Genomic DNA, 22,136 nt, shown 5'->3' on the forward strand with positions numbered 1-22,136 from the left:
AAGCGGGGCTCACTGACGCGCTGTGCGGGTCGCGCGTGGCGGGTTCCATGAACGTGCCTCCCACCGCGACCGCTGGCTTTCCAGTCAGCCCAGGTTGACGGGCATGTCGTCGTAGCGCTTGAGCTTGTAGAACAACAGGGACACCAGCCAGCTGACGGCGAAGAGGCCGATCACCATGTAGCCGAGCAGGCCAAAGTTGTCCGATGCCGTGCCGATCAGATCCCAGAAGCCGCCTTTGAGCTCGAGCTTGTCCGCGATCAGCGCCAGCGCCTCGATGCCGCCGATCAGCACCGCCACCACCACCGACACGAACGTGATCGTGATGTTGTAGTACAGCTTGCGGACCGGCTTCATGAACGCCCAGCCATACGCGCCGAGCATCAGCACGCCATCGATGGTATCGACGAGGCACATGCCGGCGGTAAACAGCGCGGGGAAGATCAGAATGGTCGCGAGAGACATGCCGTCAGCGGCCTGAGCGGCGGAAATGCCGAACAGCGCCACCTCCGTCGCCGTATCGAAGCCCAGGCCGAACAGGAAGCCGATCGGGTACATGTGCCAGCTACGTGAAACAAGGCGGAACAGCGGACGGAAAATGCGCGACAGGAAACCGCGCCTGTTGAGCAGCATGTCGAGGTCTTCCTCGACGAGGCGCTCGCCACGCTGCACGCGCCGGAAAGTCTTCACCACCGACACCAGAATCATTACGTTGACGATGGCCAGCACGAGCAGAAAACCCGCCGACACCGAGGTGCTGATCACGCCGCCGATCGACCTCATGTCTTCGAAGCGCGCTTTCAGCGTGACGGCCGCGAACGCGACCGCAACCGAGAGCGCGATCACGATCGTCGAATGCCCCAGCGAAAAGAAAAAGCCCACTGCAACCGGGCGTTTGCCGCCTTGCATCAGCTTCCGTGTGGTGTTGTCGATTGCGGCGATGTGATCGGCATCGACCGCGTGGCGCAAGCCGAACGTGTAAGCGAGCAGTGCGGTGCCGATCAACGCGGGGTGTCCATGGAGGGCAGTGAGCGCCCAGATCCAGACGCCGACGTTGGCCACGATGAGCAATGAAAAAATGCCGATGATCTTGCCGCGCAGCGCCTGCGGGCCGTCGTCGAACAGATGGGAAAGGTAAGACTGTCGCATGAATGTCCTCGCATGCTGGTGAAGCGCCCGCATGGGCGGGTGTGCCGGACGCGATTGCGTCCGGGCGCGGCAGGTCTCCTGGCTTGCGCGTTAGCGCCCGACGCCGCCTTCCCGGTTGCCCAGTGGCCTGATGACATCGGACTTCGCGCTTACAGTTGCGGGCACAGCTATGGTCCTGGCGTTTGCCTCACCATATTCCCTATTAATGCCTTGCGGCAGCCGTCGCGAGGGCAATTATCGCGTACAAACCGTGCGGATGGCTTTCGATCTGGAAGTCCGGGAATCAGGCGCGTAATGGCGCGCATCGAGGCGCCTGCGGGGAAGGTCGCCGACGGTATCGGCAACGGCAGCGGCGATAAAAAGACTTCGCTGAACGCGGGTCTGGGGAACAGGGGGGGCCGTAGAGGCCGGGGCATGACCCATTGTCTTCAGAAGGGCGCGTGCGCCCGGCAGCCGCGGGTTGCGCCCGCCGGGCGACATCCCGTCAATTGCGAATATCGAACTGGAACTCCTGCAGCAACGATTCCCGCAAGCGAACGAACGCCGGACTGCCCCGATCCCGCGGACGCGGCAAATCCACCGGAACGATCCTGAACGGCGTATCCGCTCCGGCGCCCGACATCACCACGATCTTGTCCGCCAGGTAGACCGCTTCTTCGATATCGTGCGTCACCATCACCATGGTGACCTGTTCTTCCAGCCAGATGCGCTCCAGTTCCTGCTGCATGGCCATCTTCTTCATCGCATCCAGCGCGCCGAGCGGTTCGTCGAGCAGCAGAATGTCAGGGTTGATGGCGAGCGCCCGCGCGATGCCCACGCGCTGCGCCATGCCGCCGGATAACTGGCTCGGGTAAGCGGTACGGAAATTCTCCAGTCCCACGAGGTGCAGATATTCGCCAATCCTCTGGCGCAGTTCCTCACCGGTGTATTTCTGCAATTCCAGCCCGAAAGCGATATTCGCTTCGACCGTCAGCCACGGCAGCAGGCGCGGCTCCTGAAAGACCATCGCCCGCTCGCTGCTGACGCCGGTCACGATCTCGCCATCCACCTTCACGGTTCCGCGATCGCCTTTTTCCAGACCGGCGAGAATGCGCAACAGCGTTGTCTTGCCGGAACCGCTAGCGCCGACGATGACGACGAATTCACCCGCCGCGATATCGAGTTCGACGTCCTTGAGAACAGGCACGACGGATCCGTTGATCCTGAACGACTTGCTCAGCCGGTTGATCTGCAGCTTGTGCGGTGACCCGCTAACCGACACCATACCGGCTCTCCTATTGAGACGCGTAACTGTTAAACCGGTTCGTCTGCACGGCATTGACCGGCAGCTGTCCCTTGCGCAACTTTCCTTCCCGTTCAAAAACATCGAGCCAGAACTGCGCGTCGTGATCGGTGAAAAGCGCATGCTGCCTGAGTCCGAAACCAGGCCAATAGCCGGCGAGCGCCGGATTTTCACCGCGTTTCGCAAGCAGTTGCGCGATCAGTTTCCTCGCGTCGTCCGGATGTTCGGCGGCCCAGTCCGCCGCTCTCGCGGAATCGGTCACGAAGGCGCGCGCGGCGGCGGGGTGGGCTTCGAGAAACGTTTTACGCATGACGTCGTAGCCCAATGTGATGTCGCCGAGGACCTGATAGTCGTCGAACAGCACGCGCACTCCGCCATCGGCCTCGAGCTTGCCGGCAAATACTGCCTGCCACGCTCCGACAGCCGCCACGTCGACCTGACCCGATCGAAGCGTCTGTTCCAGTTGCGGCCCGGGGACCACGATGAGCCTCACCGCATTCTGCGGGATGTTGTGAATCCGCAGATACTCGCGCACCGTATAGTCGAGATGCGCGCCCAGCGTATTCACGGCGATGGTTTTGCCGATCAGGTCAGCCGGTTTGGTAATCGGGCTTTTGGAGAGTACGTAGAAGTTGCTCTTCACCGTCTTGCTGAGGCCGCCGCCCGGCTTGACCGCAATGATGTCGTTGCCGTTGGAGATCGCGTTGAGCACCGCCGCGGTCGCGGCACCCGCCACATCGACCGAACCCGACGCTATCGCGAAGAGACTCTCCGGGCCGCCTTGCGAAAAGCCTTTCGATTCCAGCACGACACCGTCGGCCTGCAACCACCCCTTCGCGGCGGCAATCTCGCTGGCATTGATCGAACCGGCATTGCTCAGATAGCGGATCACGGTGACTTTCTGCGTGCCCGCCGCGGGCGGTACCGATTCTGCAGCGTGAGCACTGGCGAGAAGGACGAGTCCCGCCGCCAGTAGTCCGAGCTTATTCAAAACCAGATTTCTGAACCCATGGACCATCGGTTTGCCACTCCAGTATTTTTTGTGCGGATGAAGTCAAGAGAAACGCGAGGGGACAACGGTGCGGCTGCTGGAGCCGGATTCATCCGATATCTCTCGGATCGACCCATTTGCATATTCTTCTTTGCAGGAAGATCAACGAGTAGTTACTGAGCAAACCGAGGCCGGCGAGAAGAACGATCGCGCCAAACATGAGCGGGATCTGAAAGTTGTACTGGGCCTGCATGACCTTGAAACCGAGCCCCTGATTGGCCCCGATCATTTCCGACGCCACCAGCATCAGCAAAGCCGTCCCGGCGCTCAGGCGCAGCCCGACGAAAATCGACGGAATCGCGCCGGGCAGGGTCACGCGGCGGAAAGTCTGCAGTTTCGACGCACCAAACATGCTCGCCATCTCGATCAGACGCCGGTCGACCTGCTTGACGCCCGTCATCGTATTCATCAGCAGCGGAAACACCGTTGCCCAGAAAATCACGAACACCTTCGACGTTTCCCCAAGACCCATCAGCAGAATGAAAATCGGGTAGACGGCGAGCGCGGACGTCTGGCGGAACATCTGCAAGATCGGATCAATCGCGTTCTCGAACCGCGAGAACGTACCCATGACGAGACCCAGTGGGATCGACACGACGACGGCTGCGCCGAACGCGATGCCAGCCCGCTGCAGGCTGATGAACAGGTCGCCGAGCAGCACGCCATTGACCAGCGCGGCAAACAGTGCGCGCACGATAGCGTCGACAGGCGGAATCACCGCTGGATTGAGCCATCCGCGAGAACTGCCAGTCTGCCATAGCGCGAAGAACAGGATCAGCACACCGTATCGATTGAGAAAGGCCCATATCTTCAGATGGCGGACCTTCTCGATTCCAGAATCAAACGCGTTGAAAGCGGGCCTCGTAGCAAAATGGCCTGTCTGCTCCAGCTGCCTTTCGGCCATGCGATCCTCCAGATGATCTAACGACGTGTACGTGGATGTGCCATCCGGCGTGCCCGTATCAGGCAATTCACGCCATGCAGCGATTCCGGTCGTATTGGGGTGCCCGGGATTGAACGTGCTGTTGCCGTCCATGCACTTGCCATGGATGCGCAGCACCGCAACTTTACCGAACAACCATCACGCCGTGATAGATTGAATTCTTGATAGAACAGGCCTAAAAGTGCTTAGCGCAATATGGTCTAAACACTTGCCGATATTCGAGGTAGTCCTCAAAGCGCATTCGGGCGTCGCGGCTATTGCGGGGAAGGCTGGCCACGCGCTGCCGGCCCGCAGGGCCCAGGTTGTTTGTTGGATACGCAGAAGCCGGGAAGGGCGCTGCGCGGCAGCATCGCGAACTTGCTGTTCGATCTGGTGTATCCGTTCCGGGTTCATCCGGGTTTGATGGAATTGCAGATAACCTCAGTAGTGCTTTGTATCCGGGGCGTCGGCGTCGATCCATCCTTTCGCTCAGACTCCGAAGGTTGGCGATGGCGCCGCCAGCTGCCACTTTGACTCACTTTGACTAACCGTCACGCCCGGCGTAATGTCGTTGCGCTTGCCCGTCGCTGAACCCCACGCCTGACGCACCGTCTACCCGCATAACACCCTCAGGAGCCTCCGGCTTCCCGATTCAGGAGATACGCCATGCCTCGCACCGCCGCCGAAAAACGCGCAATTTTTCGTGATCTGCACACATCGGGTTGCTTCGTGCTACCCAATCCGTGGGATATCGGAAGTGCCCGCTATCTGCAAAGCCTCGGCTTCAAGGCGCTGGCGACGACCAGTTCCGGATTCGCGTGGTCGATGGGCAAGGCGGACAACAGTTCGCCGCGCGAGGCGATCCTCGCTCATCTGCGCGCGCTCGTCGATGCGACCGACTTGCCCGTCAACGCCGACTTCGAGAACGGCTTCGGCATGAATGAGGAGGAGGTTGCGCAGAGCGTCGGGCTGGCGGTTGAAACAGGCGTCGCGGGCCTCTCGGTCGAAGACTCGACTGGCGACGCCGATGCGCCGCTATTCGCCATCGATGTCGCCGTGAAGCGGATCAAGGCCGCGCGTCGCGCCATCGACGCGCGTGGCGGCGATACGCTGCTCGTCGGCCGTGCGGAAAATTTCGTCGCGGGCGTGCCGGATCTCGACGACGCGATCGCGCGTCTCAAGGCATACGCGGCGGCCGGCGCGGACTGCCTCTACGCACCGGGCATTCAAACGCGGGAACAGATCGAAGCGGTGGTGGCGGCAGTCGCACCGAAGCCGGTGAACCTGTTGATTGGATCGACCTCGGATCTGACCGTGCAGGATGTCGCCCGCCTTGGCGTGCGACGCATCAGCGTGGGCGGTGGACTGGCCCGCGCCGCCTGGGGTGGACTCATGCATGCCGCGCAGCGGCTGGCCGAAGGGCGTTTTGATGGTTTTGCGAACGCTGCGCCGGGCGCGACGCTCAACGGGCTGTTTCGCGACGACGCGTGAGGACACTGAACGTCCTCAGGGCAGGCAAGCAGATGAAGATCGGAGAGGAGAGTGACGGCGCAGCCGACGCCGATGGAGTCATTCCATTAGGCCGCGGAAACGAACTGGCGTCGCCGGGAGCCATTGCGACCGGGCTTGTCGCGGCAGCCGCGAAATAGAGCGGCGGCGAGATGCGCACATCGCCGTCGCGAACTCAGACCGGTGAATGTCAGTCGTCCCGTTCAGTGCGTTACCCCGTCAGGAGAAAAGCACAAACGGTACCGGCGATATAACGTGAAGCGGATTAGTCTGTCAGACGAATGCCGAACAGCGTGGCCTGCGACTGGCGAATGCGCTCCGCTTCGCGGTGACGCGCGGCGTACGAGTAGTCCGAATCCAGGGGCAGATGGTGCGACGCAAAAAGATCGCTAACCTTTTGAAAGAGTGCGAAAAGATAGCTCATGACGATTCCTTTGTTGAATGCTGGTGAGAGGGTTTTCCCTTGGATGTAATTATAGGGTTTTCCCTAATCAAAGGCCAGAAGAAAATCGCGCGGCCGGCGTGGTCATCCGCCGCAGGTCGTTTGATGGTGGCCGGGGCGGCTATCATCAGCGTCGCGATCGGGGGTGACCGACCGTTGGAGTCGAATCGCCGCGAGCCGGTCTGGCGGTCGCCAGCGCGGCGCCAGAACTTCCTTTGAGCACCCTGATAGAATGCCAGAGCCTCAACGTGCTGGATTGCTGATGAGATTGCTTGATGCACTGGTCGAACAACGTATTGCCGCCGCGGCCGCGCGTGGCGAGTTCGACGACTTGCCCGACGCTGGCCTTCCGCCAACGCTCGATGACGACGCCCTCGTCCCCACGGAAGTGCGCATGGCGAACCGGATTCTGAAGAACGCGGGCTTCGCGCCGCCGGCTGTCGAACAGTTGCGGGCGCTGTGTGATCTCCGGAACGAACTGAATGCGGTCGGCGACGGCGCCATGCATGGCCGTCTCCAGGCAAAAATGCTCGCGCTCGACATGGCGCTGGAATCCCTGCGCGGCGGCCCTATGGTCGTGCCGCACGAATACTGCCGGCGTATCGCCGAAAGGTTGTCGGAACGTGTCCTGATCGACGAGTCCGGCGAAGTGGTTTCATCGTGAGCGACGATGCGCCGGCTTCGGATTGCGCGTCGAACGAACGTGACCGCCATTTCATGTCGCTCGCCCAGGCAGCGGCCGAAGCGGCTCGGGCGGCCGGTGAGGTGCCGGTCGGCGCGGTCCTCGTGCGGGGCGACGAAGTCATCGCGACGGGCTTCAATCATCCGATCGGCGGACACGATCCGTCCGCGCATGCCGAAATGGCCGCGCTGCGCGCGGCGGCGGCAGCGCTCCAGAACTACCGGCTGCCGGGCTGCGAGCTGTTTGTCACGCTTGAACCCTGCCTGATGTGCGCCGGCGCCATCATGCATGCGCGCATCGCGCGCGTCGTATTCGGTGCGCGCGATCCGAAAACAGGTGCATGCGGCAGCGTCGTCGATGCATTCGCGAATCCGCAGCTCAATCATCACACGACAGTCGTCGGCGGCGTGCTCGAGGACGCGTGTGGTGCGGCGCTCAAATCCTTCTTCGCGGACCGGCGGCGCGCGAGCCGTGAAGCCCGTTCGGCCCGCGCGACAGAATCCGCATCTGTAGCCAGCAACGCATCCACGCCGGCCGAAACGCGTTAATCTGAACCGTCCCCATCAGAGCGTTTACCCATTTCACCTATGATCGCGCCTCGCACCATCGAACTAATCGCGCCCTCGGGCTATCCACATGATCCGGCGGTCGTTCATCGCGCCCTCGGCCGGCTTCGTCATCAAGGGCATCACGTCGTGGGTGTGCAGGCAACCGAGCGTCGCTTTCAGCGGTTCGCGGGAACGGACGGCGAGCGCGCCGCGGAACTCAACCGCCTCGCGGATGCGTCGCGCAAGCTGCCCGACATCGTGCTGGCCGTGCGTGGCGGCTACGGCGCGGTGCGCATTCTGCACGGCCTCGACTATGGAGGCCTGCAGCGACGCCTCACGGATCAGCCCGTTGCATTCGTCGGTCACAGCGATTTCACGGCCATCCAGATGGCGCTGCTGGCGCGCGCCGGCCTGACGACCTTCGGCGGCCCGATGCTGATGAGCGATTTCGGGGCCGAGAAAGTCAGCAACTTCACGATGCAGCATTTCTGGGAAACGCTGTCGAAACCGTCCTTCACGGTCACGAGCCACGTTCCGCAGGTTCAGCCTGTCGAAGTCAGCGGCACGCTGTGGGGGGGCAATCTGGCGGTGCTGACGTCGCTCGTCGGCACGCCGTATATGCCGCCCGTCGAGCACGGCATTCTTTTTCTCGAAGACGTCAACGAGCAGCCGTTCCGGATCGAACGGATGATCTACCAGTTGCATCTATCGGGAATTCTTGCGCAGCAGCAGGCGCTCGTGCTCGGCGATTTTTCCGGCGGCCGGCCGTTCGATTATGACAATGGTTACGACCTGAATGCGATGGTCGGGCAGATCCGCTCAGTGATTGGTATTCCGGTGATTACGGGCCTTCAGTTTGGCCACGTCGAGGATATGTTGACGCTGCCTGTCGGTGCCGACGCGCAACTCAAGGCGGACACCCTTGGCTTTACGTTGACGGTCTCCGGATACCCCTATCTCACCTGAGGTTCGTTTTGCAGCAGGGGAAAGCGGGCGCTGCCCGCTTTATTTTCACGCAGAAACGCAACTAACTGTCAGTTATTCCAACGTTCCCACATGCACCGATGATGCCGGGAAAAGAAAGGTTTGTTGACAAAAAGTCAGCCAGAAAACGTTCGTCCGTTTCATCGTTAAATCGGCGTAGGCGCCTTGATACAGTGCATTTGCCCGCGCTGAGTAATCTGGCAGTGATTGTTTGACCCAGGGATTGTCGCTAATTTTATCTAAAAATTGTTGACAATCTTAATGTCCATCCTAAGATACCCAACATACCGAGACACACATCATGTCTGAAAACATATCCGCAGCTTCCGCAGGCACGAAACCCGAAGTGATCGCCGAGCGCATTCGCGCTGCGATCCTCGAGCATCGGCTTTCGCCAGGCGCCAAGCTGACCGAGGCGCAGCTCTGCGAAGTGTTTAACGTGAAGCGTGGACCGATCCGTCAGGCGCTTGCGCTCCTCGCGACCGACCACCTCGTCGATCTCGAACCGAATCGCGGTGCGTTCGTCGCAAGCCCTTCGCTGCAGGAGGTCCACGAGGTCTTCGAGATGCGTCGCATCGTCGAACTCGCGGTAGTCGAGAAAATTTGCACCGGGCACGGGGCGCGCCGGTTGAAAGGCATCGGCGGCATGATCGGCCGCGAACGCAAGGCGTTCGAAACGCGTGATTTTCCCGCGTGGATCCGTCTGTCCGGCGAGTTCCATACCGAGCTTGCGTCGCTGACAGGCAACACGGTGCTGTGTGACTGTCTGAACGGCCTCGTCGCGCGTTCGACACTGATCTCGGCACTGTACGAATCGCTGGGTCGCAGCCCGTGTTCGTTCGAAGATCACGAAGCGATTCTCGTCGCGCTCGACGCCGGCAATGCAACGGAAGCCGCGGCCCTGATGTCGCGCCATCTGCAGAGCGTGGAACTGAAGATGCTCGACCGCCCGGCGAACAGCGCGGCGGATCTGCACGAAATATTTGGCCCGCGCGCAGGCCGGCATCTGTAAGCCACTGGCATGACCACGGCGCGCCCGGGAGCGGCTGCGCTGCACTGAATGTGAACTGAAGCGAATCGAATAAATGCACGGTGACCGCGCTGCGCTGGTACGCAACGTGTGTCGTGCTCCAGGAGACGTTTGAGGACGGGTTCGCGGCCCGTTTCAAACCATAAAAACAAGTACGTTAGTACGGACACAACCGCGGCGCCCGCATGCAAACGCAACTTGCCGGAATGAAAAACGGCGCGCGACGCAGGCGGACGAGAGTGCCCCACGATCAGTGTTCAGCTGATCTCATTCCAAGGAGGAGTCATGGTTCAGTTCAGTGCAGCACCGGGTAATCCCGCCATTCCCACGTTCGAAGAGGGCGCCGGCGACGGCAATCCATCCATGCCTGCGGGCTACAGCGAACGTCTGTACAACGAAGATCTTGCGCCGCTGAAACATCAGACGTGGAGCGCATACAACATCTTCGCGTTCTGGATGTCGGACGTGCATAGCGTCGGCGGTTATGTGTTCGCGGGAAGTCTCTTCGCACTCGGTCTGACAAGCTGGCAGGTGCTGATCGCGCTGCTGGTCGGCATCGCGATCGTCAACCTGCTGTGCAACCTGATCGCGAAGCCAAGCCAGCTGAACGGTGTGCCGTATCCGGTCGCGTGTCGTTCGACGTTCGGCGTGCTCGGCGCGAACGTGCCGGCTGTGATTCGCGGCCTGATCGCGGTGGCGTGGTACGGCATCCAGACGTATCTCGCGTCGAGCGCGCTCGTGATCGTCGTGCTCAAGTTCTTCCCGCAAATGCTGCCTTATGCCGACGTGCACCATCACGGTTTCATGGGCCTGTCGACGGTGGGTTGGGCCGGCTTCATGGTGCTCTGGGTACTTCAGGCATTCGTGTTCTGGAACGGCATGGAAACGATCAAGAAGTTCATCGACTTCGCCGGCCCGGCCGTGTATATCGTGATGTTCATTCTGGCCGGCTACATGGTGTGGCGCGCGGGCTGGCAGAACATCGGCATCAACCTGGGCGGCGTGAAGTATCACGGCATGGAAGTCGTGCCGGTAATGATCACGGCAATCTCGCTGGTGGTGTCGTACTTCTCCGGACCGATGCTGAACTTCGGCGACTTCTCGCGCTACGGCAAGAGCTTTCGCAGCGTGAAACGCGGCAATTTCTGGGGCTTGCCGGTCAACTTCCTTGCGTTCTCGCTGGTCACGGTGATCACGACGGCCGCCACGCTGCCGGTGTTCGGCCAACTGATTACCGATCCGGTCGAAACGGTGGGCCGCATCGACTATCCGATGGCAGTCGTGCTGGGCGCGCTGACCTTCACGATCGCGACGATCGGCATCAACATCGTGGCGAATTTTGTCTCGCCGGCGTTCGACTTCTCGAACGTGGCGCCGCGTCTTATCAGCTGGCGCGCGGGTGGGATGCTGGCGGCGGTAGCGTCGATTTTCATCACGCCGTGGAATCTCTTCAACAACCCGACGGTAATCCACTACACGCTCGACGTCCTGGGCAGTTTTATTGGCCCTTTGTACGGCGTGCTGATCGTCGACTTCTATCTCGTGAAGCGTCAGAAGATCGAACTGCACGATCTGTACTCGATGTCGGAAAAGGGCGCGTACTGGTATCGCAACGGCGTGAACTACACCGCTGTCCTTGCGTTACTGCCGGCAGCTGCAATCGCGGTTGCCTGCGTGCTCGTACCGGGCATCAATGGCATGGCGAATTTCTCGTGGTTCATCGGGGCGCTGCTCGGCGCCGTGTTCTATCGCGCACTCGCGCGCAAGTAAGTGACGTTGCCGCAAGGAGTCGACATGCGTATCAAGCTCATCAATCCCAACACGACGCAACGGATGACGGACGCGATGGGCCGCTGTGCCCGTGATGTCGTCGCGCCCGGCACCGAGCTCGTTGCGGTCAGCCCGAAGATGGGGCCGCCGTCCATCGAAGGCTATTACGACGAAGCGCTGGCCACGCCGGGCCTGCTGGCCGAGATCGCGGCGGGCGAGCGGGAGGGCTTCGACGGCTACGTGATCGCGTGTTTCGGCGATCCGGGGTTGTACGCGGCACGCGAACTGGCGCGTGGACCGGTGATCGGCATTGCCGAAGCCGCGATGCACGCGGCGAGCGTGCTGGCACCGGGCTTCTCCGTCGTGACGACGCTGTCGCGCACCTGCGGCATGGCATGGCATCTCGCTGAGCGCTACGGCATGAAGCGTTTCTGCCGCAACGTGCGCGCGACAGACGTCGCCGTGCTCGAACTCGACCGTCCGGGGTCGGCGGCGCGTCGCATCATCCTCGACGAATGCCGCCGGGCGCTCGACGAAGACGGTTCGGACGCGATCGTGCTCGGTTGCGCGGGCATGGCCGAACTGTGCGCGGAAATCGAGGATGCGCTGGGTGCGCCGGTTATCGAAGGCGTCACGGCGGCGGTCAAATGGGTGGAGGCCCTGGTGTCGCTGCGTCTGGGTACAGCCAAGCGCGGCGATTATGCGCGGCCGCTGGCAAAGCGCTACGACGGCGAGTTCGCGCGCTTCAGCCCGACGGGCGATGCGACAGATGCAGCTGCACCAGGGGTAAACGCGAGCGGTTCGGCGGGCGAAGCCGCGCCCACGGCGCCGACGCACATACATTCCGTCTGACCCGCACTATCTGTCCGGATGTATGGGCGCATCCGGGTGTTTTCGCTACACTGACTTCGTCCTGGTGGCAGGATAGCGATACGGCTTTTCGCCGTTTCGCGCCTGTCGCCCCCGCGAATTCCCGTCGCAACGTCATTACCCTGTTTTCGTCAAAATCATGTCATTCGATTCGAACTACCCACGCGATCTGATCGGCTACGGCCGGCATCCGGTGCAGGCGAACTGGCCCGGTCGCGCCCGCGTCGCCGTGCAGTTCGTGCTCAACTACGAAGAAGGCGGCGAGAACTGCGTGCTGCATGGCGATCCGGGCTCGGAGCAGTTCCTGTCGGAAATCGTCGGTGCGGCGGCCTATCCGTCCCGACACATGAGCATGGAGTCGATCTACGAATATGGCTCGCGCGCCGGCGTGTGGCGCATCCTGCGCGAATTCGAAAAGCGCCGGCTGCCGCTGACCGTGTTTGGCGTGGGCATGGCGGTCGAACGTAATCCGGACCTCGCGCGCGCATTTGTCGAGCTCGGTCATGAGATCGCATGCCACGGGTATCGCTGGATTCACTATCAGGACATGTCGCCGGAGAAAGAAGCAGAGCACATGCGTCTTGGTATGGAAGCGATCGAACGCATCACGGGCGAGCGTCCGCTCGGCTGGTACACCGGTCGCGACAGTCCGAACACCCATCGTCTCGTCGCCGAATACGGCGGCTTTCTGTACGACTCGGATTATTACGGCGACGACCTGCCGTTCTGGATGGACGTCGAAGTGACGGGCGGCGAAACGAAACCGCAACTGATCGTGCCCTACACGCTCGACACCAACGACATGCGTTTCGCAAGCCCGCAGGGCTTTAACACCGCCGATCACTTTTTCACGTATCTGCGCGATGCGTTCGACGTGCTTTACGAAGAGGGCGGCGAAGCACCGAAGATGCTGTCGATCGGCATGCATTGCCGGCTGCTGGGCCGTCCGGGCCGCTTCCGGGCATTGCAGCGTTTTCTCGATCATATCGAGCAGCACGATCGCGTCTGGGTAACACGGCGCGTCGATATCGCGCGTCACTGGCGCGAACATCATCCTTACCAGAACAATCACCACGGGGCAGCGGTATGAAGGCCATGCAATATACCCTCGACCAGCTCAATCACACCTCGACCGACGCGTTCGTCGCGGCGTTGTCAGGCATTTTCGAGCACTCGCCGTGGGTCGCGGAAATCGCCGCTTCGCAACGGCCTTACGTCGATATCGACGCGTTGCATCGCACGATGTCGCACGCGGTCGAAACAGCCGGTGAAGCGAAACAGCTGGCGCTCATCAACGCTCACCCGGAGCTCGCCGGGAAAGCCGCGGTGCGCGGCGAACTGACCGCCGAGTCGACGCGCGAGCAGAGCGGCGCGGGCCTCTCGCAGTGCACGCAGGAAGAGTTCGACAGGCTGCTGCACCTGAACCAGGCTTATCGCGAGAAGTTCGGCTTCCCGTTCGTTCTCGCGGTGCGCGGCTATGACCGCCACGACATCATCGCGAACTTCGAGGCGCGCGTGAACAATAGCCGTGCGGACGAGTTGCGCGCGAGCCTCGACCAGATCTATCGCATCGCACGCTTCAGACTCGACGACCTGATCGACGCGTAAGTGCGTCCGGTGCGCCGGACGCATCACGCAGGCCGAACCGAAATCGAAGCGCTTTTTGCATTAACAGACACAAAGGAAGACAACGATGGCACTCCCGACTCTCGATCCCAACGCCCCCGACTTCACGCGCCGTTATGTGAACCTGGCGGATCCGCGTCTGGGCGCACAGGCGCTCGAAACCAGCGACGATTTCTTCGCGCCGAAAGAACGCATGCTGAATCCCGAGCCGGCGGTCTTCATTCCGGGCAAATACGACGAACACGGCAAGTGGATGGACGGCTGGGAGACGCGTCGCAAGCGCGTCAGCGGCTACGACTGGTGCATCGTGAAGCTCGCGCGCCCGGGTGTGATCAAGGGTCTCGATATCGACACGAGCCACTTCACCGGCAATTTTCCGCCGGCGGCTTCGGTTGAAGCGGCGCGTGTAGTGGATGGCGCGCCGAACCCGTCGACGCAATGGACCGAAATCGTTCCTTCGATGACGTTGCAGGGCAACAGCCATCACTACGTCGACGTCGCAGATGCGAACGCGTTCACGCATCTGCGCGTCAATATCTATCCGGACGGCGGCATTGCGCGCCTGCGCGTGTATGGTCAGCCGCAGGTCGACTGGGCGGGCGCGAGCCGCACCGAACAGTTCGATCTGGCCGCGATGGAAAACGGTGCGTATCTCGTGGCTGCGAACAACCAGCACTTCGGTGCCGCATCGACGATCCTGATGCCGGGCCGCGGTGTGAACATGGGTGACGGCTGGGAAACGCGCCGTCGTCGCGAGCCGGGTAACGACTGGGCGATCGTGGCGCTGGCGCAACCGGGCGTCATCAGGAAGATCGAAGTCGACACGGCCCATTTCAAGGGCAACTTCCCGGACCGCTGCTCGATCCAGGCTGCGTACGTGACGGGCGGCACGGACAGCTCGCTCGTCACGCAGGCGATGTTCTGGCCGGTGTTGCTCGGCGAACAGAAACTGCAGATGGACAAGCAGCATGACTTCGAAAGCGAGCTTGCGGCGCTCGGGCCGGTCACGCACGTGCGCTTTAACATCATTCCGGACGGTGGTGTGTCGCGTCTGCGTCTGTGGGGCACGCTCGCATCATGAAAACGCTCGCCATCGAACCGTTGACGCGCGAAGCGTTCGCCCCGTTCGGCGACGTGATCGAACTCGAAGGCGCGAAGCAGATTCCGATCAATCTCGGCACGACGATCCGCTTTCACGATCTCGCGAAAGTCGATGTGACGGACGAGGGCGGCCGCACGCTCGTCAACCTGTTTCGCGGACAGCCGCGCGTGCTGCCGTTCGAGGTGAAAATGCTCGAGCGGCATCCGTTGGGAAGCCAGGCGTTCGTGCCGCTCAACGACAAGCCGTATCTGGTGGTCGTGGCGCCGACGGGCGATCTGGATGCGGCGGAGATTCGCGCGTTCGTCACGAGTGGCTGGCAGGGCGTGAACTACGCGAAGGGCGTCTGGCACCATCCGTTGATCGCGCTCGGCGAGGTAAGCGATTTTGTCGTCGTCGATCGTGGCGGCGACGGGCTGAATCTCAACGAGCAGGATCTGGCCGAATCGCTCTGGCTTACCGAAGATGCATTGAGCGCAGTGTCGGCCTGACTGCATGGACGGTTCGATGCGAAAAAAACCCACGGCATCCGTGGGTTTTTTGTTTGCCGGGGCAGTCGGGGCCTAAATTCCGCCGCGTTTGCCCAGTAGCGGCGAGCGTCCGACGACTTTTCGCGGGGGTTCGGCCGGCTCCGGATCCGAGAATCCAGCGGCTTCTATCGCAGATGTCAGCCCCTTGAAGTGCACGCTCTTTCTGGGGCGACGCAACGATTCCATTCCTTCATTCCACGCGTGCAGCATCTGTTTGGCCACGGTGCGCCACTGCGGCTCGTTATTGGCCGCCGCGATCACCTCGTGACCCACGGATACCGCTGAGTCGCAGAGTGCTTCGACCATCGTCGCATAAACACGCGGCGCAATACCGGCTCGCGTGTTGAAGAAACGTTCGAGTGTCTTTCCGGCCGCCCATGTCTTGCGGCCATCGACGGGTAGCCCCGGCGGGTTCGCCGCGAAGCGCGGATAAGCCTGGGTCGTTACGATGTCGTACGCGGGCGTGAACGCGACATCGTCGACGGACGTGTAGAAGAGCGCCACGTTCTTCGTGTGACAGTCGGCGTTGCGGACAACGTAGTTCGTCAGCAGGTGCCACGCGAGCTGTTCGAGCTGCAGGCGCAGACTGTCCCGCTGAAGCAGATACGCTTTTGCTGCGTTGACCATTTTCTCGGTCGTCGAGTTGTACTTTTCGTGCGGCGGCAGACCGAGCAGGCCGCACATGTCCTCGACGCCATGCACCGGCAATCCTGCTTCGTTCACGTCGAAACGTTCGACAACGAGCGCGCGGCCATCGTCGGACATCTGCGTGCGTGCAACAGGCGCGACGTCGAGCTTGTCTAGTACGCGCATCGAGTAGAACTCGTTGAAGCCGAGAAACGGCGTGTTCTCGTCCGAGCCTTTGACGATATACCGGCTCGTCTTGATCGTCGATTTGCCGAGCGGCAGTGGCGGCGTTGCCTGGCTGGCGGTATCGCTTTCCGGCGCGATGAACTTCGGAACAGCGCCGGAGATAGCCGCCCGCGCGTATTGGCGAACCAGCTGGGCGAAGTGATCCGCCGTGTTGTCGCCCTGAAGAATTTCCTTGACGTCGAGCGCCTGCAGTTCCGTTCCGGGCGCGACGCCTTCCGGGGTCACCGTGACACGGCCAATTCCCATAGCGCCGACCACGGCAAGGAGCGACAGGTCGGTGCCGTCGAGCAAAGGCCCGAACTGCTCGCGGATCAGGCCCAGCAGATAACCTTCGGGGAGGTTCTGGCGAAAGAAAGGATGCAGGTCGCGCGGCCAGCGCCACGCTTCTTCGCGCACCGGCATCGCGAGGCTGATGAAATCGGTTGCCGCGACGTCACGCCCATACTTGAGCACGTAGTCGTCGCGCTCACGAAACAGCGAGGCGACCTTGCGGCCTTGCACATGAACATCAAGCCTCATTGCGCCGGCCCGCTCGATGCACGCTGCTCGGCGAGGATGTCCTCAAGCGTGCGACCGTGCCCGTGAGCAACAACTTTCAGATCGTAACCGGCGGCCTCCAGCAGGCGGACAAGAACCGACACGCTCATGTCGCCTCTCGCCAGCGTTTCCATACGGGCGACTGTCGTGCGCGCGACACCGGCGCGTCGAGCCAGTTCGCCCTGTGAAAGGGCGGTTTCATGGCGGACATCCTTTAGCATGTCCGAGACGTCTGCGAGCGTGGTCATATGTAGCCCTTGGGCATCAATAGGCGGGTTTATGCAATTTATTGTAGCCCACAGGATACAAACTTTCCACGCTAACTTGTAGCCCAAAGGCTGCATAAATAGCTAATAGCGCCAAAAATGTAGCCCAAGAGATACAGACATAACTATTCCGGGCTTCAGATGAAAACGGGCCTTTGCTTCCGCAAAGGCCCGTTCTGATGCACCGTAACAGGGAAACTGGAAGCCCGATGTCCCGTAGCACCCGATAAGTAGCGCTATTTGATCGCACCGCCCTGGAACCACGCGGCGATTTTCTGCCGCTCGTCGTCGGTCATGTGCGTGACGTTGCCAAGCGGCATTGCTTTCAGCGTCACCGCCTGCTGATAAATCCGCTGCGCGTTCCGCGAGATTTCGTCGGGCGTATCGAACAGCACGCCGGCCGGCGCGCTACCCATCATCGTCGGGTGCGCGGAGTGGCAGGCGACGCACCGCTGCTGCAACACCGGCTGGATGTCGGCGATCTTGAGGACGGGCGCGTTCGCGGCCTGTGCCTGCGCGACCACAGGCTTGGGCATCGTAGAGGCCACGGCGACGAACATCAACGCAATCCCGACCAGCGGCAGATACCACAGCACCTGGCCGCGATGGCGCATCACGAAGAACTGGCGGATCAGCGCGCCCGCCAGCATGATCACGACGAGCACGGCCCAGTTGTACGGATGCGTGTACGTCATCGCGTAGTGGTTCGAGAGCATCGCGAACACGACCGGCAGCGTGAAATACGTGTTGTGTACCGAGCGCTGCTTGCCGCGCTTGCCGTAGACCGGATTCGGCACTTCGCCCTTGAGCATTGCGTCGACCATCTTGCGCTGACCCGGGATGATCACGAAGAACACGTTCGCCGACATGATCGTCGCGAGCATCGCGCCCATGATCAGATACGCGGCGCGGCCCGCGAAGATGTGGCAGGCAAGCCATGCCGCGATCAGCACATAGATGCCGACGCAGATGCCGAGCACGCGGTCCTTGTTGCCCAGCAGGCGGCACAGCGAGTCATAGACAATCCAGCCGGCCATCAGGAACCCAAGCGCCGAAAAGATCGCGACGACGGGGCCCATGTCGAGCACGTTCTTGTCGATCAGGTAGGTGTTCGGTGCGAACAGATACAGCACGGTGAAAAGGCCGAAGCCCGAGAGCCACGTCGTGTACGACGGCCACTTGGACCAGTGCAGGTCTTCCGGCATTTCCGGCGGCGCGACGGTGTACTTCTGCATGTTGTAGAAGCCGCCGCCGTGCACATGCCACAGCTCGCCGAAGACCCCCCGGCGACGCTGGTTCGGGTCAGTCGGTGGTTTCAGGCTGTTGTCGAGCGCGACGAAATAAAACGATTCGCCGATCCAGGCGATCGCAGCGATAACGTGAAACCAGCGAATCGCGAGATTCAGCCAGTCGGTGATAAAGCCTTCCATGAAACGCCTCCACTTCTCATTCGTTGGCGCGTAGCGCCTTGCTATTCGATTCGACGGCGTTTTGCAGGTGCGTCTCCTGGCATCTGCAAAACGCGGCGGTATTGCGGGTCGTTGCTATCCAGTCGGGTTGTGTCGGAGTGAGCGCGGTGCGCGGGTGTGCGGTTTTCACCAGGGCTGCCGGTTCATATCCGCTGACCGTCTGTTCCTTGCATGCATCGAGACAACCGCTGCCGCCCTAACTGCCGCGATACGTGCTCCATGACCACGGCGACACCAGCAGCGGCACATGCCAGTGCGCGCCCGCATCGGCGACGCCAAAACGCAGCACGACACGATCGACGAAGCGCGGTTCGGGTGCTTGCGTGCCGGTCCCGGCAAAGTAGTCGCCTGCATGGAACACGAGTTCGTATTCGCCGGTAACGAGTGCGTCGCCTTCGAGCAGGGGCGCATCGCAACGGCCGTCGTGATTGGTGGTGGTGGTTTTGATCGCGCGGCGCGTGTCGCCGGAGAGCGCGAAGAGTTCGACCTTGATGCCGGCGCCGGGACGGCCGTTCGCGGTGTCGAGCACGTGGGTAGTGAGCTTGCCCATTCGCAGTTTTCCTTGTGTAAATTGCGAGTTTCAGCGGCGGCCCGATCCAGAATACGTTGCGGCGGATCGAGGCTCCACGTCAGTGGCTACATACCCGTCGGCGAATTGAAGCGAGCGCCGTGGGAGCCATTGTAAAAAGGATGTTGCGTCCGCGCGTGCCCGATAGGAAAGATAATACCTGGCGCATATATATACGCGTTTCACGTCCGCTGGATACGGGTTTTCCCGGGCACGCCGAAACCTGGACCGATCCTGCCGACGTCAGAAAAGGACCGGTATATCGGGTTTGTGAAGACAAGTATGGCGACTGGGTGAATTGCCAGCGCAATTTTGGCCGCTGAAGGTTACGCCAATGCGCAGCGTGCTGTGCATCCCGAAGACGGCGCTGTACGCTGGGTAACCGGGCCAACGGCGTTCGAATGGACGCGGCGGCGCCGGAGCGTGCTCGCCGCATCGCGTTCGGACGGTATCAACCTCGCGGGAACCGGGAGACACGAATGACGATGCAGACACAAACATCACAGATATCACAGACACCAAGGCGCGGCCGGACGATGCTGGTGAAGCACGCCGACGTGCTGGTCACCATGGATGCCACGCGGCGCGAAATACGCGACGGCGGCCTCTATATCGAAGACAACCGGATCGTCGCGGCGGGCCCGACCCACGAACTGCCAGAAAGCGCCGACGAAGTGCTCGACATGCGCGGACACCTCGTGATTCCGGGGCTCGTCAACACCCATCACCACATGTATCAAAGCCTGACGCGGGCCATTCCCGCCGCGCAGGATGCGGAGCTTTTCGGCTGGCTGACGAATCTGTACAAGGTGTGGGCGAACCTCACGCCGGAGATGATCGAAGTGTCGACGCTGACCGCGATGGCCGAACTGCTGCTTTCCGGCTGCACGACGTCGAGCGACCATCTGTACATCTATCCGAACGGCAGCCGGCTCGACGACAGCATCGTGGCCGCGCAGCGCATCGGCATGCGTTTTCATGCGAGCCGCGGCAGCATGAGCGTCGGGCAGAAGGATGGCGGATTGCCGCCGGATCCGGTCGTCGAAAAAGAAGCGGACATCCTGAAGGACACGCAGCGGCTGATCGAGACGTATCACGACGACGGTCGCTACGCGATGCTGCGGATGGTCGTCGCGCCCTGCTCGCCGTTTTCGGTGAGCCGCGACCTGATGCGCGAATCGGCGGCGCTCGCGCGGCAGTATGGCGTGTCGCTGCACACGCATCTGGCGGAGAACGTCAACGACATCGCGTACAGCCGCGAGAAGTTCGGCATGACGCCGGCGCAGTACGCGGAAGATCTCGGCTGGGTCGGGCATGACGTGTGGCACGCGCACTGTGTGCAGCTCGACGACGAAGGCATCGCACTCTTCGCACGGACCGGAACCGGCGTCGCGCATTGTCCGTGTTCGAACATGCGGCTTGCGTCCGGAATCGCGCCGGTGAAAAAGATGCGGCTCGCGGGCGTGCCGGTGGGTCTCGGTGTCGATGGTTCCGCGTCGAACGACGGCGCGCAGATGGTCGCCGAAGTGCGTCAGGCGCTGCTGCTTCAGCGCGTCGGGTTCGGTCCCGAGGCGATGACTGCGCGCGAAGCGCTCGAAATCGCGACGCTCGGTGGCGCGAAGGTGCTCAATCGCGACGATATCGGCGCGCTGGCGCCCGGCATGGCAGCGGATTTTGTCGCGTTCGACCTGCGTCAGCCGTTGTTCGCCGGCGCGTTGCACGACCCGGTTGCCGCGCTTGTGTTCTGCGCGCCGTCACAGGTTGCGTACAGCGTGATTGGCGGAAAGATCGTGGTGAAGGACGGCGTTTTGACGACGGTCGAGCTGGGCACGGTGATCGAGCAGCACAACCGTCTGGCGAAAAGTCTGTACGAAGCCGCGGCCTGAGCTGCACGCAGGACGAAGGACGCAAGAAGAAAGACATTCGCACCGGCCACGCGTTCCGCGCGCTGGTGTGAACGTCGAAGAGAACGCTTAAGGCTTGTCGATCAGCGTGCGGGTCGCTTCGGAGACGAGGCTTCTGAGCCAGCGCACTTCATCGGAGTAATGGCAGCGCTCGTGCCACAACTGGTAGTACTGCATCGGCGGAAAATCGAGCGGCGCGGGCACGACGGTGAGCGGCAGGAACTTCGCGTAGTGATCGGCGAAAAGACGCGTCGTGGTGAAGATCAGATCGGACTTGACCAGCACATACGGCGCGAGGTTGAAGTAAGGCAGTGTCACGACGACATGGCGTTTGAGACGTTCACGCGCGAGGTGAACGTCGATCGCGCCGCGCTGGCCCACCGAATACGGCGTCGGTGCGAGATGCGGGGCGTTCAGGTACTGGTCGAGCGTCAGGCCGCCGCGTTTGGCGAACGGATGCGTGTTGCTCATCAGGCATACGATCTGGTCGACGAACAGATTCGACAGATGCAGTTGCTCAGGCGGTTCCGGCCAGTTGCCGACGACGGTATCGAGCTTGCCGTCCTCGAGCGCGAGCTCGTAGTCGAAGGAGGGGCCGAGCGAATGAAACTCGAGCGTCGCGTTCGGCGCAGCCTGACGGAAGCGTTCGACGACCGTCGGCACGAACAGCACGTTGAGGTAATCCGGGCAACCGATGCGGTAGCAGCGAATGGACGTGGCAGGATCGAAATTGTGCTGCTGGAACTTGATGCGCTCGATTTCGCGCAGTGCGTTCTGCACGGGTTCGAGCAGACGCAGCCCATACTCGGTCGGCACCATGCCGGACTTGCCGCGCACCAGCAGCGGGTCGCCGGTGATGTCGCGCAGGCGGCGCAGCGCCGCGCTGATGGCGGGTTGTGACTGGTTGAGCTTGACCGCCGCGCGGGTCACGCTGCGTTCCATCAACAGCGTGTGCAAGACGCGTAGTAAGTAAGTATCGATCGCCTCGCGTTGCTGACTCATGACTTCTCCGGAATATATGTTCTGGC

22 protein-coding genes and 1 riboswitch are annotated in these 22,136 nt (G+C 61.8%); of the genes, 12 read left to right on the plus strand and 10 right to left on the minus strand.

The features are described from left to right. Positions 1 to 84 precede the first annotated feature (84 nt). The 4 genes from LPA37_RS01450 to LPA37_RS01465 all read right to left on the minus strand — a co-directional run bounded on the left by LPA37_RS01450 (position 85) and on the right by LPA37_RS01465 (position 4,557). Complete coding sequence (locus LPA37_RS01450) at positions 85 to 1,146, minus strand: HoxN/HupN/NixA family nickel/cobalt transporter (protein WP_229011129.1); 1,062 nt, start codon at positions 1,144 to 1,146, stop codon at positions 85 to 87. 52 nt (positions 1,147 to 1,198) lie between these two features. Further along, positions 1,199 to 1,385, minus strand: a riboswitch (cobalamin riboswitch). A 245-nt stretch (positions 1,386 to 1,630) separates the two neighbouring features. After that, positions 1,631 to 2,410 carry an ABC transporter ATP-binding protein gene (locus LPA37_RS01455; RefSeq protein ID WP_228976390.1) on the minus strand — a complete coding sequence of 260 codons (780 nt, stop codon included), beginning with the start codon at positions 2,408 to 2,410 and terminating at the stop codon, positions 1,631 to 1,633. Positions 2,411 to 2,420: 10 nt separating this feature from the next. Beyond that, a complete protein-coding gene (locus LPA37_RS01460; RefSeq protein WP_228976388.1) occupies positions 2,421 to 3,419 on the minus strand; it encodes an ABC transporter substrate-binding protein in 999 nt (332 codons plus the stop codon). Positions 3,420 to 3,528: 109 nt separating this feature from the next. After that, on the minus strand, positions 3,529 to 4,557 hold the full coding sequence (locus LPA37_RS01465) for an ABC transporter permease (RefSeq protein WP_229011131.1): 1,029 nt from the start codon (positions 4,555 to 4,557) through the stop codon (positions 3,529 to 3,531). 510 nt (positions 4,558 to 5,067) lie between these two features. Between LPA37_RS01465 and LPA37_RS01470 the strand changes: the two genes are divergently transcribed. Further along, complete coding sequence (locus tag LPA37_RS01470; RefSeq protein ID WP_228976384.1) at positions 5,068 to 5,892, plus strand: isocitrate lyase/PEP mutase family protein; 825 nt, start codon at positions 5,068 to 5,070, stop codon at positions 5,890 to 5,892. 283 nt (positions 5,893 to 6,175) lie between these two features. Here LPA37_RS01470 and LPA37_RS01475 read toward each other — a convergent pair whose 3' ends face one another. Continuing rightward, the gene (locus LPA37_RS01475; protein ID WP_228976382.1) at positions 6,176 to 6,334 is read right to left on the minus strand and encodes a hypothetical protein; all 159 of its coding nucleotides are present in this window, start codon (positions 6,332 to 6,334) and stop codon (positions 6,176 to 6,178) included. 280 nt (positions 6,335 to 6,614) lie between these two features. Here LPA37_RS01475 and LPA37_RS01480 point away from each other — a divergent pair, with 280 nt between their 5' ends. The 10 genes from LPA37_RS01480 (at position 6,615) to LPA37_RS01525 (ending at position 15,452) form a co-directional block, all read left to right on the plus strand. After that, positions 6,615 to 7,016, plus strand: a complete 402-nt coding sequence (locus LPA37_RS01480; protein WP_228976380.1) for a DnaJ family domain-containing protein — start codon at positions 6,615 to 6,617, stop codon at positions 7,014 to 7,016. Further along, complete coding sequence (gene tadA, locus LPA37_RS01485) at positions 7,013 to 7,582, plus strand: tRNA adenosine(34) deaminase TadA (RefSeq protein ID WP_267478025.1); 570 nt, start codon at positions 7,013 to 7,015, stop codon at positions 7,580 to 7,582. Before LPA37_RS01480 ends, tadA begins: the two co-directional genes overlap by 4 nt. A gap of 39 nt (positions 7,583 to 7,621) precedes the next feature. Further along, entirely contained in the window at positions 7,622 to 8,548 is a 927-nt protein-coding gene (gene ldcA / locus LPA37_RS01490; protein WP_229011133.1) for a muramoyltetrapeptide carboxypeptidase, read from the plus strand. A 319-nt stretch (positions 8,549 to 8,867) separates the two neighbouring features. After that, positions 8,868 to 9,578, plus strand: a complete 711-nt coding sequence (locus LPA37_RS01495) for a GntR family transcriptional regulator (RefSeq protein WP_228976375.1) — start codon at positions 8,868 to 8,870, stop codon at positions 9,576 to 9,578. A 303-nt stretch (positions 9,579 to 9,881) separates the two neighbouring features. Next, positions 9,882 to 11,366 carry an NCS1 family nucleobase:cation symporter-1 gene (locus LPA37_RS01500; protein ID WP_228976374.1) on the plus strand — a complete coding sequence of 495 codons (1,485 nt, stop codon included), beginning with the start codon at positions 9,882 to 9,884 and terminating at the stop codon, positions 11,364 to 11,366. A gap of 24 nt (positions 11,367 to 11,390) precedes the next feature. Beyond that, entirely contained in the window at positions 11,391 to 12,218 is an 828-nt protein-coding gene (locus LPA37_RS01505; RefSeq protein ID WP_229011135.1) for an aspartate/glutamate racemase family protein, read from the plus strand. A gap of 157 nt (positions 12,219 to 12,375) precedes the next feature. Beyond that, positions 12,376 to 13,326, plus strand: coding sequence for an allantoinase PuuE (gene puuE / locus LPA37_RS01510; protein ID WP_228976369.1), 951 nt, complete (start codon positions 12,376 to 12,378; stop codon positions 13,324 to 13,326). After that, positions 13,323 to 13,844, plus strand: a complete 522-nt coding sequence (gene uraD, locus LPA37_RS01515; protein ID WP_229011137.1) for a 2-oxo-4-hydroxy-4-carboxy-5-ureidoimidazoline decarboxylase — start codon at positions 13,323 to 13,325, stop codon at positions 13,842 to 13,844. The genes puuE and uraD overlap by 4 nt, the downstream gene beginning before the upstream one ends. A gap of 85 nt (positions 13,845 to 13,929) precedes the next feature. Then, the gene (alc, locus tag LPA37_RS01520) at positions 13,930 to 14,943 is read left to right on the plus strand and encodes an allantoicase (RefSeq protein WP_228976365.1); all 1,014 of its coding nucleotides are present in this window, start codon (positions 13,930 to 13,932) and stop codon (positions 14,941 to 14,943) included. Then, on the plus strand, positions 14,940 to 15,452 hold the full coding sequence (locus tag LPA37_RS01525) for an ureidoglycolate lyase (RefSeq protein ID WP_229011139.1): 513 nt from the start codon (positions 14,940 to 14,942) through the stop codon (positions 15,450 to 15,452). The genes alc and LPA37_RS01525 overlap by 4 nt, the downstream gene beginning before the upstream one ends. Positions 15,453 to 15,524: 72 nt before the next feature. Here the strand turns inward: LPA37_RS01525 and LPA37_RS01530 are convergent, their stop codons facing one another. The 4 genes from LPA37_RS01530 to uraH form a co-directional block, all read right to left on the minus strand. Continuing rightward, a complete protein-coding gene (locus LPA37_RS01530) occupies positions 15,525 to 16,883 on the minus strand; it encodes a type II toxin-antitoxin system HipA family toxin (RefSeq protein WP_229011142.1) in 1,359 nt (452 codons plus the stop codon). Then, positions 16,880 to 17,149 (minus strand): helix-turn-helix domain-containing protein, encoded by a 270-nt coding sequence (locus tag LPA37_RS01535; RefSeq protein WP_229011145.1) that lies wholly within the window; start codon positions 17,147 to 17,149, stop codon positions 16,880 to 16,882. The genes LPA37_RS01530 and LPA37_RS01535 overlap by 4 nt, the downstream gene beginning before the upstream one ends. Positions 17,150 to 17,403: 254 nt before the next feature. Beyond that, on the minus strand, positions 17,404 to 18,597 hold the full coding sequence (locus LPA37_RS01540; RefSeq protein ID WP_228976352.1) for a urate hydroxylase PuuD: 1,194 nt from the start codon (positions 18,595 to 18,597) through the stop codon (positions 17,404 to 17,406). Positions 18,598 to 18,832: 235 nt separating this feature from the next. Further along, complete coding sequence (uraH, locus tag LPA37_RS01545; RefSeq protein WP_228976350.1) at positions 18,833 to 19,186, minus strand: hydroxyisourate hydrolase; 354 nt, start codon at positions 19,184 to 19,186, stop codon at positions 18,833 to 18,835. A 497-nt stretch (positions 19,187 to 19,683) separates the two neighbouring features. Here uraH and LPA37_RS01550 point away from each other — a divergent pair, with 497 nt between their 5' ends. Next, complete coding sequence (locus tag LPA37_RS01550; RefSeq protein ID WP_229011147.1) at positions 19,684 to 21,090, plus strand: 8-oxoguanine deaminase; 1,407 nt, start codon at positions 19,684 to 19,686, stop codon at positions 21,088 to 21,090. 87 nt (positions 21,091 to 21,177) lie between these two features. Here LPA37_RS01550 and LPA37_RS01555 read toward each other — a convergent pair whose 3' ends face one another. Further along, complete coding sequence (locus tag LPA37_RS01555) at positions 21,178 to 22,110, minus strand: LysR substrate-binding domain-containing protein (protein WP_228976346.1); 933 nt, start codon at positions 22,108 to 22,110, stop codon at positions 21,178 to 21,180. Between the last annotated feature and the right edge of the window lie 26 nt (positions 22,111 to 22,136).

It is taken from the genome of Paraburkholderia gardini (assembly GCF_907164545.1).
GTDB lineage: Bacteria > Pseudomonadota > Gammaproteobacteria > Burkholderiales > Burkholderiaceae > Paraburkholderia > Paraburkholderia gardini.

Bases quoted from the DNA above. Each gene is read 5' to 3' on its own strand.
- LPA37_RS01550 (WP_229011147.1), top strand. From the start codon at position 19,684: ATGACGATGCAGACACAAACATCACAGATATCACAGACACCAAGGCGC.
- LPA37_RS01525 (WP_229011139.1), top strand. From the start codon at position 14,940: ATGAAAACGCTCGCCATCGAACCGTTGACGCGCGAAGCGTTCGCCCCG.
- LPA37_RS01475 (WP_228976382.1), bottom strand. From the start codon at position 6,334: ATGAGCTATCTTTTCGCACTCTTTCAAAAGGTTAGCGATCTTTTTGCG.
- LPA37_RS01555 (WP_228976346.1), bottom strand. From the start codon at position 22,110: ATGAGTCAGCAACGCGAGGCGATCGATACTTACTTACTACGCGTCTTG.
- LPA37_RS01540 (WP_228976352.1), bottom strand. From the start codon at position 18,597: ATGGAAGGCTTTATCACCGACTGGCTGAATCTCGCGATTCGCTGGTTT.
- LPA37_RS01480 (WP_228976380.1), top strand. From the start codon at position 6,615: ATGAGATTGCTTGATGCACTGGTCGAACAACGTATTGCCGCCGCGGCC.
- puuE (WP_228976369.1), top strand. From the start codon at position 12,376: ATGTCATTCGATTCGAACTACCCACGCGATCTGATCGGCTACGGCCGG.
- LPA37_RS01505 (WP_229011135.1), top strand. From the start codon at position 11,391: ATGCGTATCAAGCTCATCAATCCCAACACGACGCAACGGATGACGGAC.
- LPA37_RS01455 (WP_228976390.1), bottom strand. From the start codon at position 2,410: ATGGTGTCGGTTAGCGGGTCACCGCACAAGCTGCAGATCAACCGGCTG.
- LPA37_RS01450 (WP_229011129.1), bottom strand. From the start codon at position 1,146: ATGCGACAGTCTTACCTTTCCCATCTGTTCGACGACGGCCCGCAGGCG.
- LPA37_RS01500 (WP_228976374.1), top strand. From the start codon at position 9,882: ATGGTTCAGTTCAGTGCAGCACCGGGTAATCCCGCCATTCCCACGTTC.
- uraD (WP_229011137.1), top strand. From the start codon at position 13,323: ATGAAGGCCATGCAATATACCCTCGACCAGCTCAATCACACCTCGACC.
- uraH (WP_228976350.1), bottom strand. From the start codon at position 19,186: ATGGGCAAGCTCACTACCCACGTGCTCGACACCGCGAACGGCCGTCCC.
- LPA37_RS01470 (WP_228976384.1), top strand. From the start codon at position 5,068: ATGCCTCGCACCGCCGCCGAAAAACGCGCAATTTTTCGTGATCTGCAC.
- LPA37_RS01495 (WP_228976375.1), top strand. From the start codon at position 8,868: ATGTCTGAAAACATATCCGCAGCTTCCGCAGGCACGAAACCCGAAGTG.
- LPA37_RS01530 (WP_229011142.1), bottom strand. From the start codon at position 16,883: ATGAGGCTTGATGTTCATGTGCAAGGCCGCAAGGTCGCCTCGCTGTTT.
- LPA37_RS01535 (WP_229011145.1), bottom strand. From the start codon at position 17,149: ATGACCACGCTCGCAGACGTCTCGGACATGCTAAAGGATGTCCGCCAT.
- ldcA (WP_229011133.1), top strand. From the start codon at position 7,622: ATGATCGCGCCTCGCACCATCGAACTAATCGCGCCCTCGGGCTATCCA.
- alc (WP_228976365.1), top strand. From the start codon at position 13,930: ATGGCACTCCCGACTCTCGATCCCAACGCCCCCGACTTCACGCGCCGT.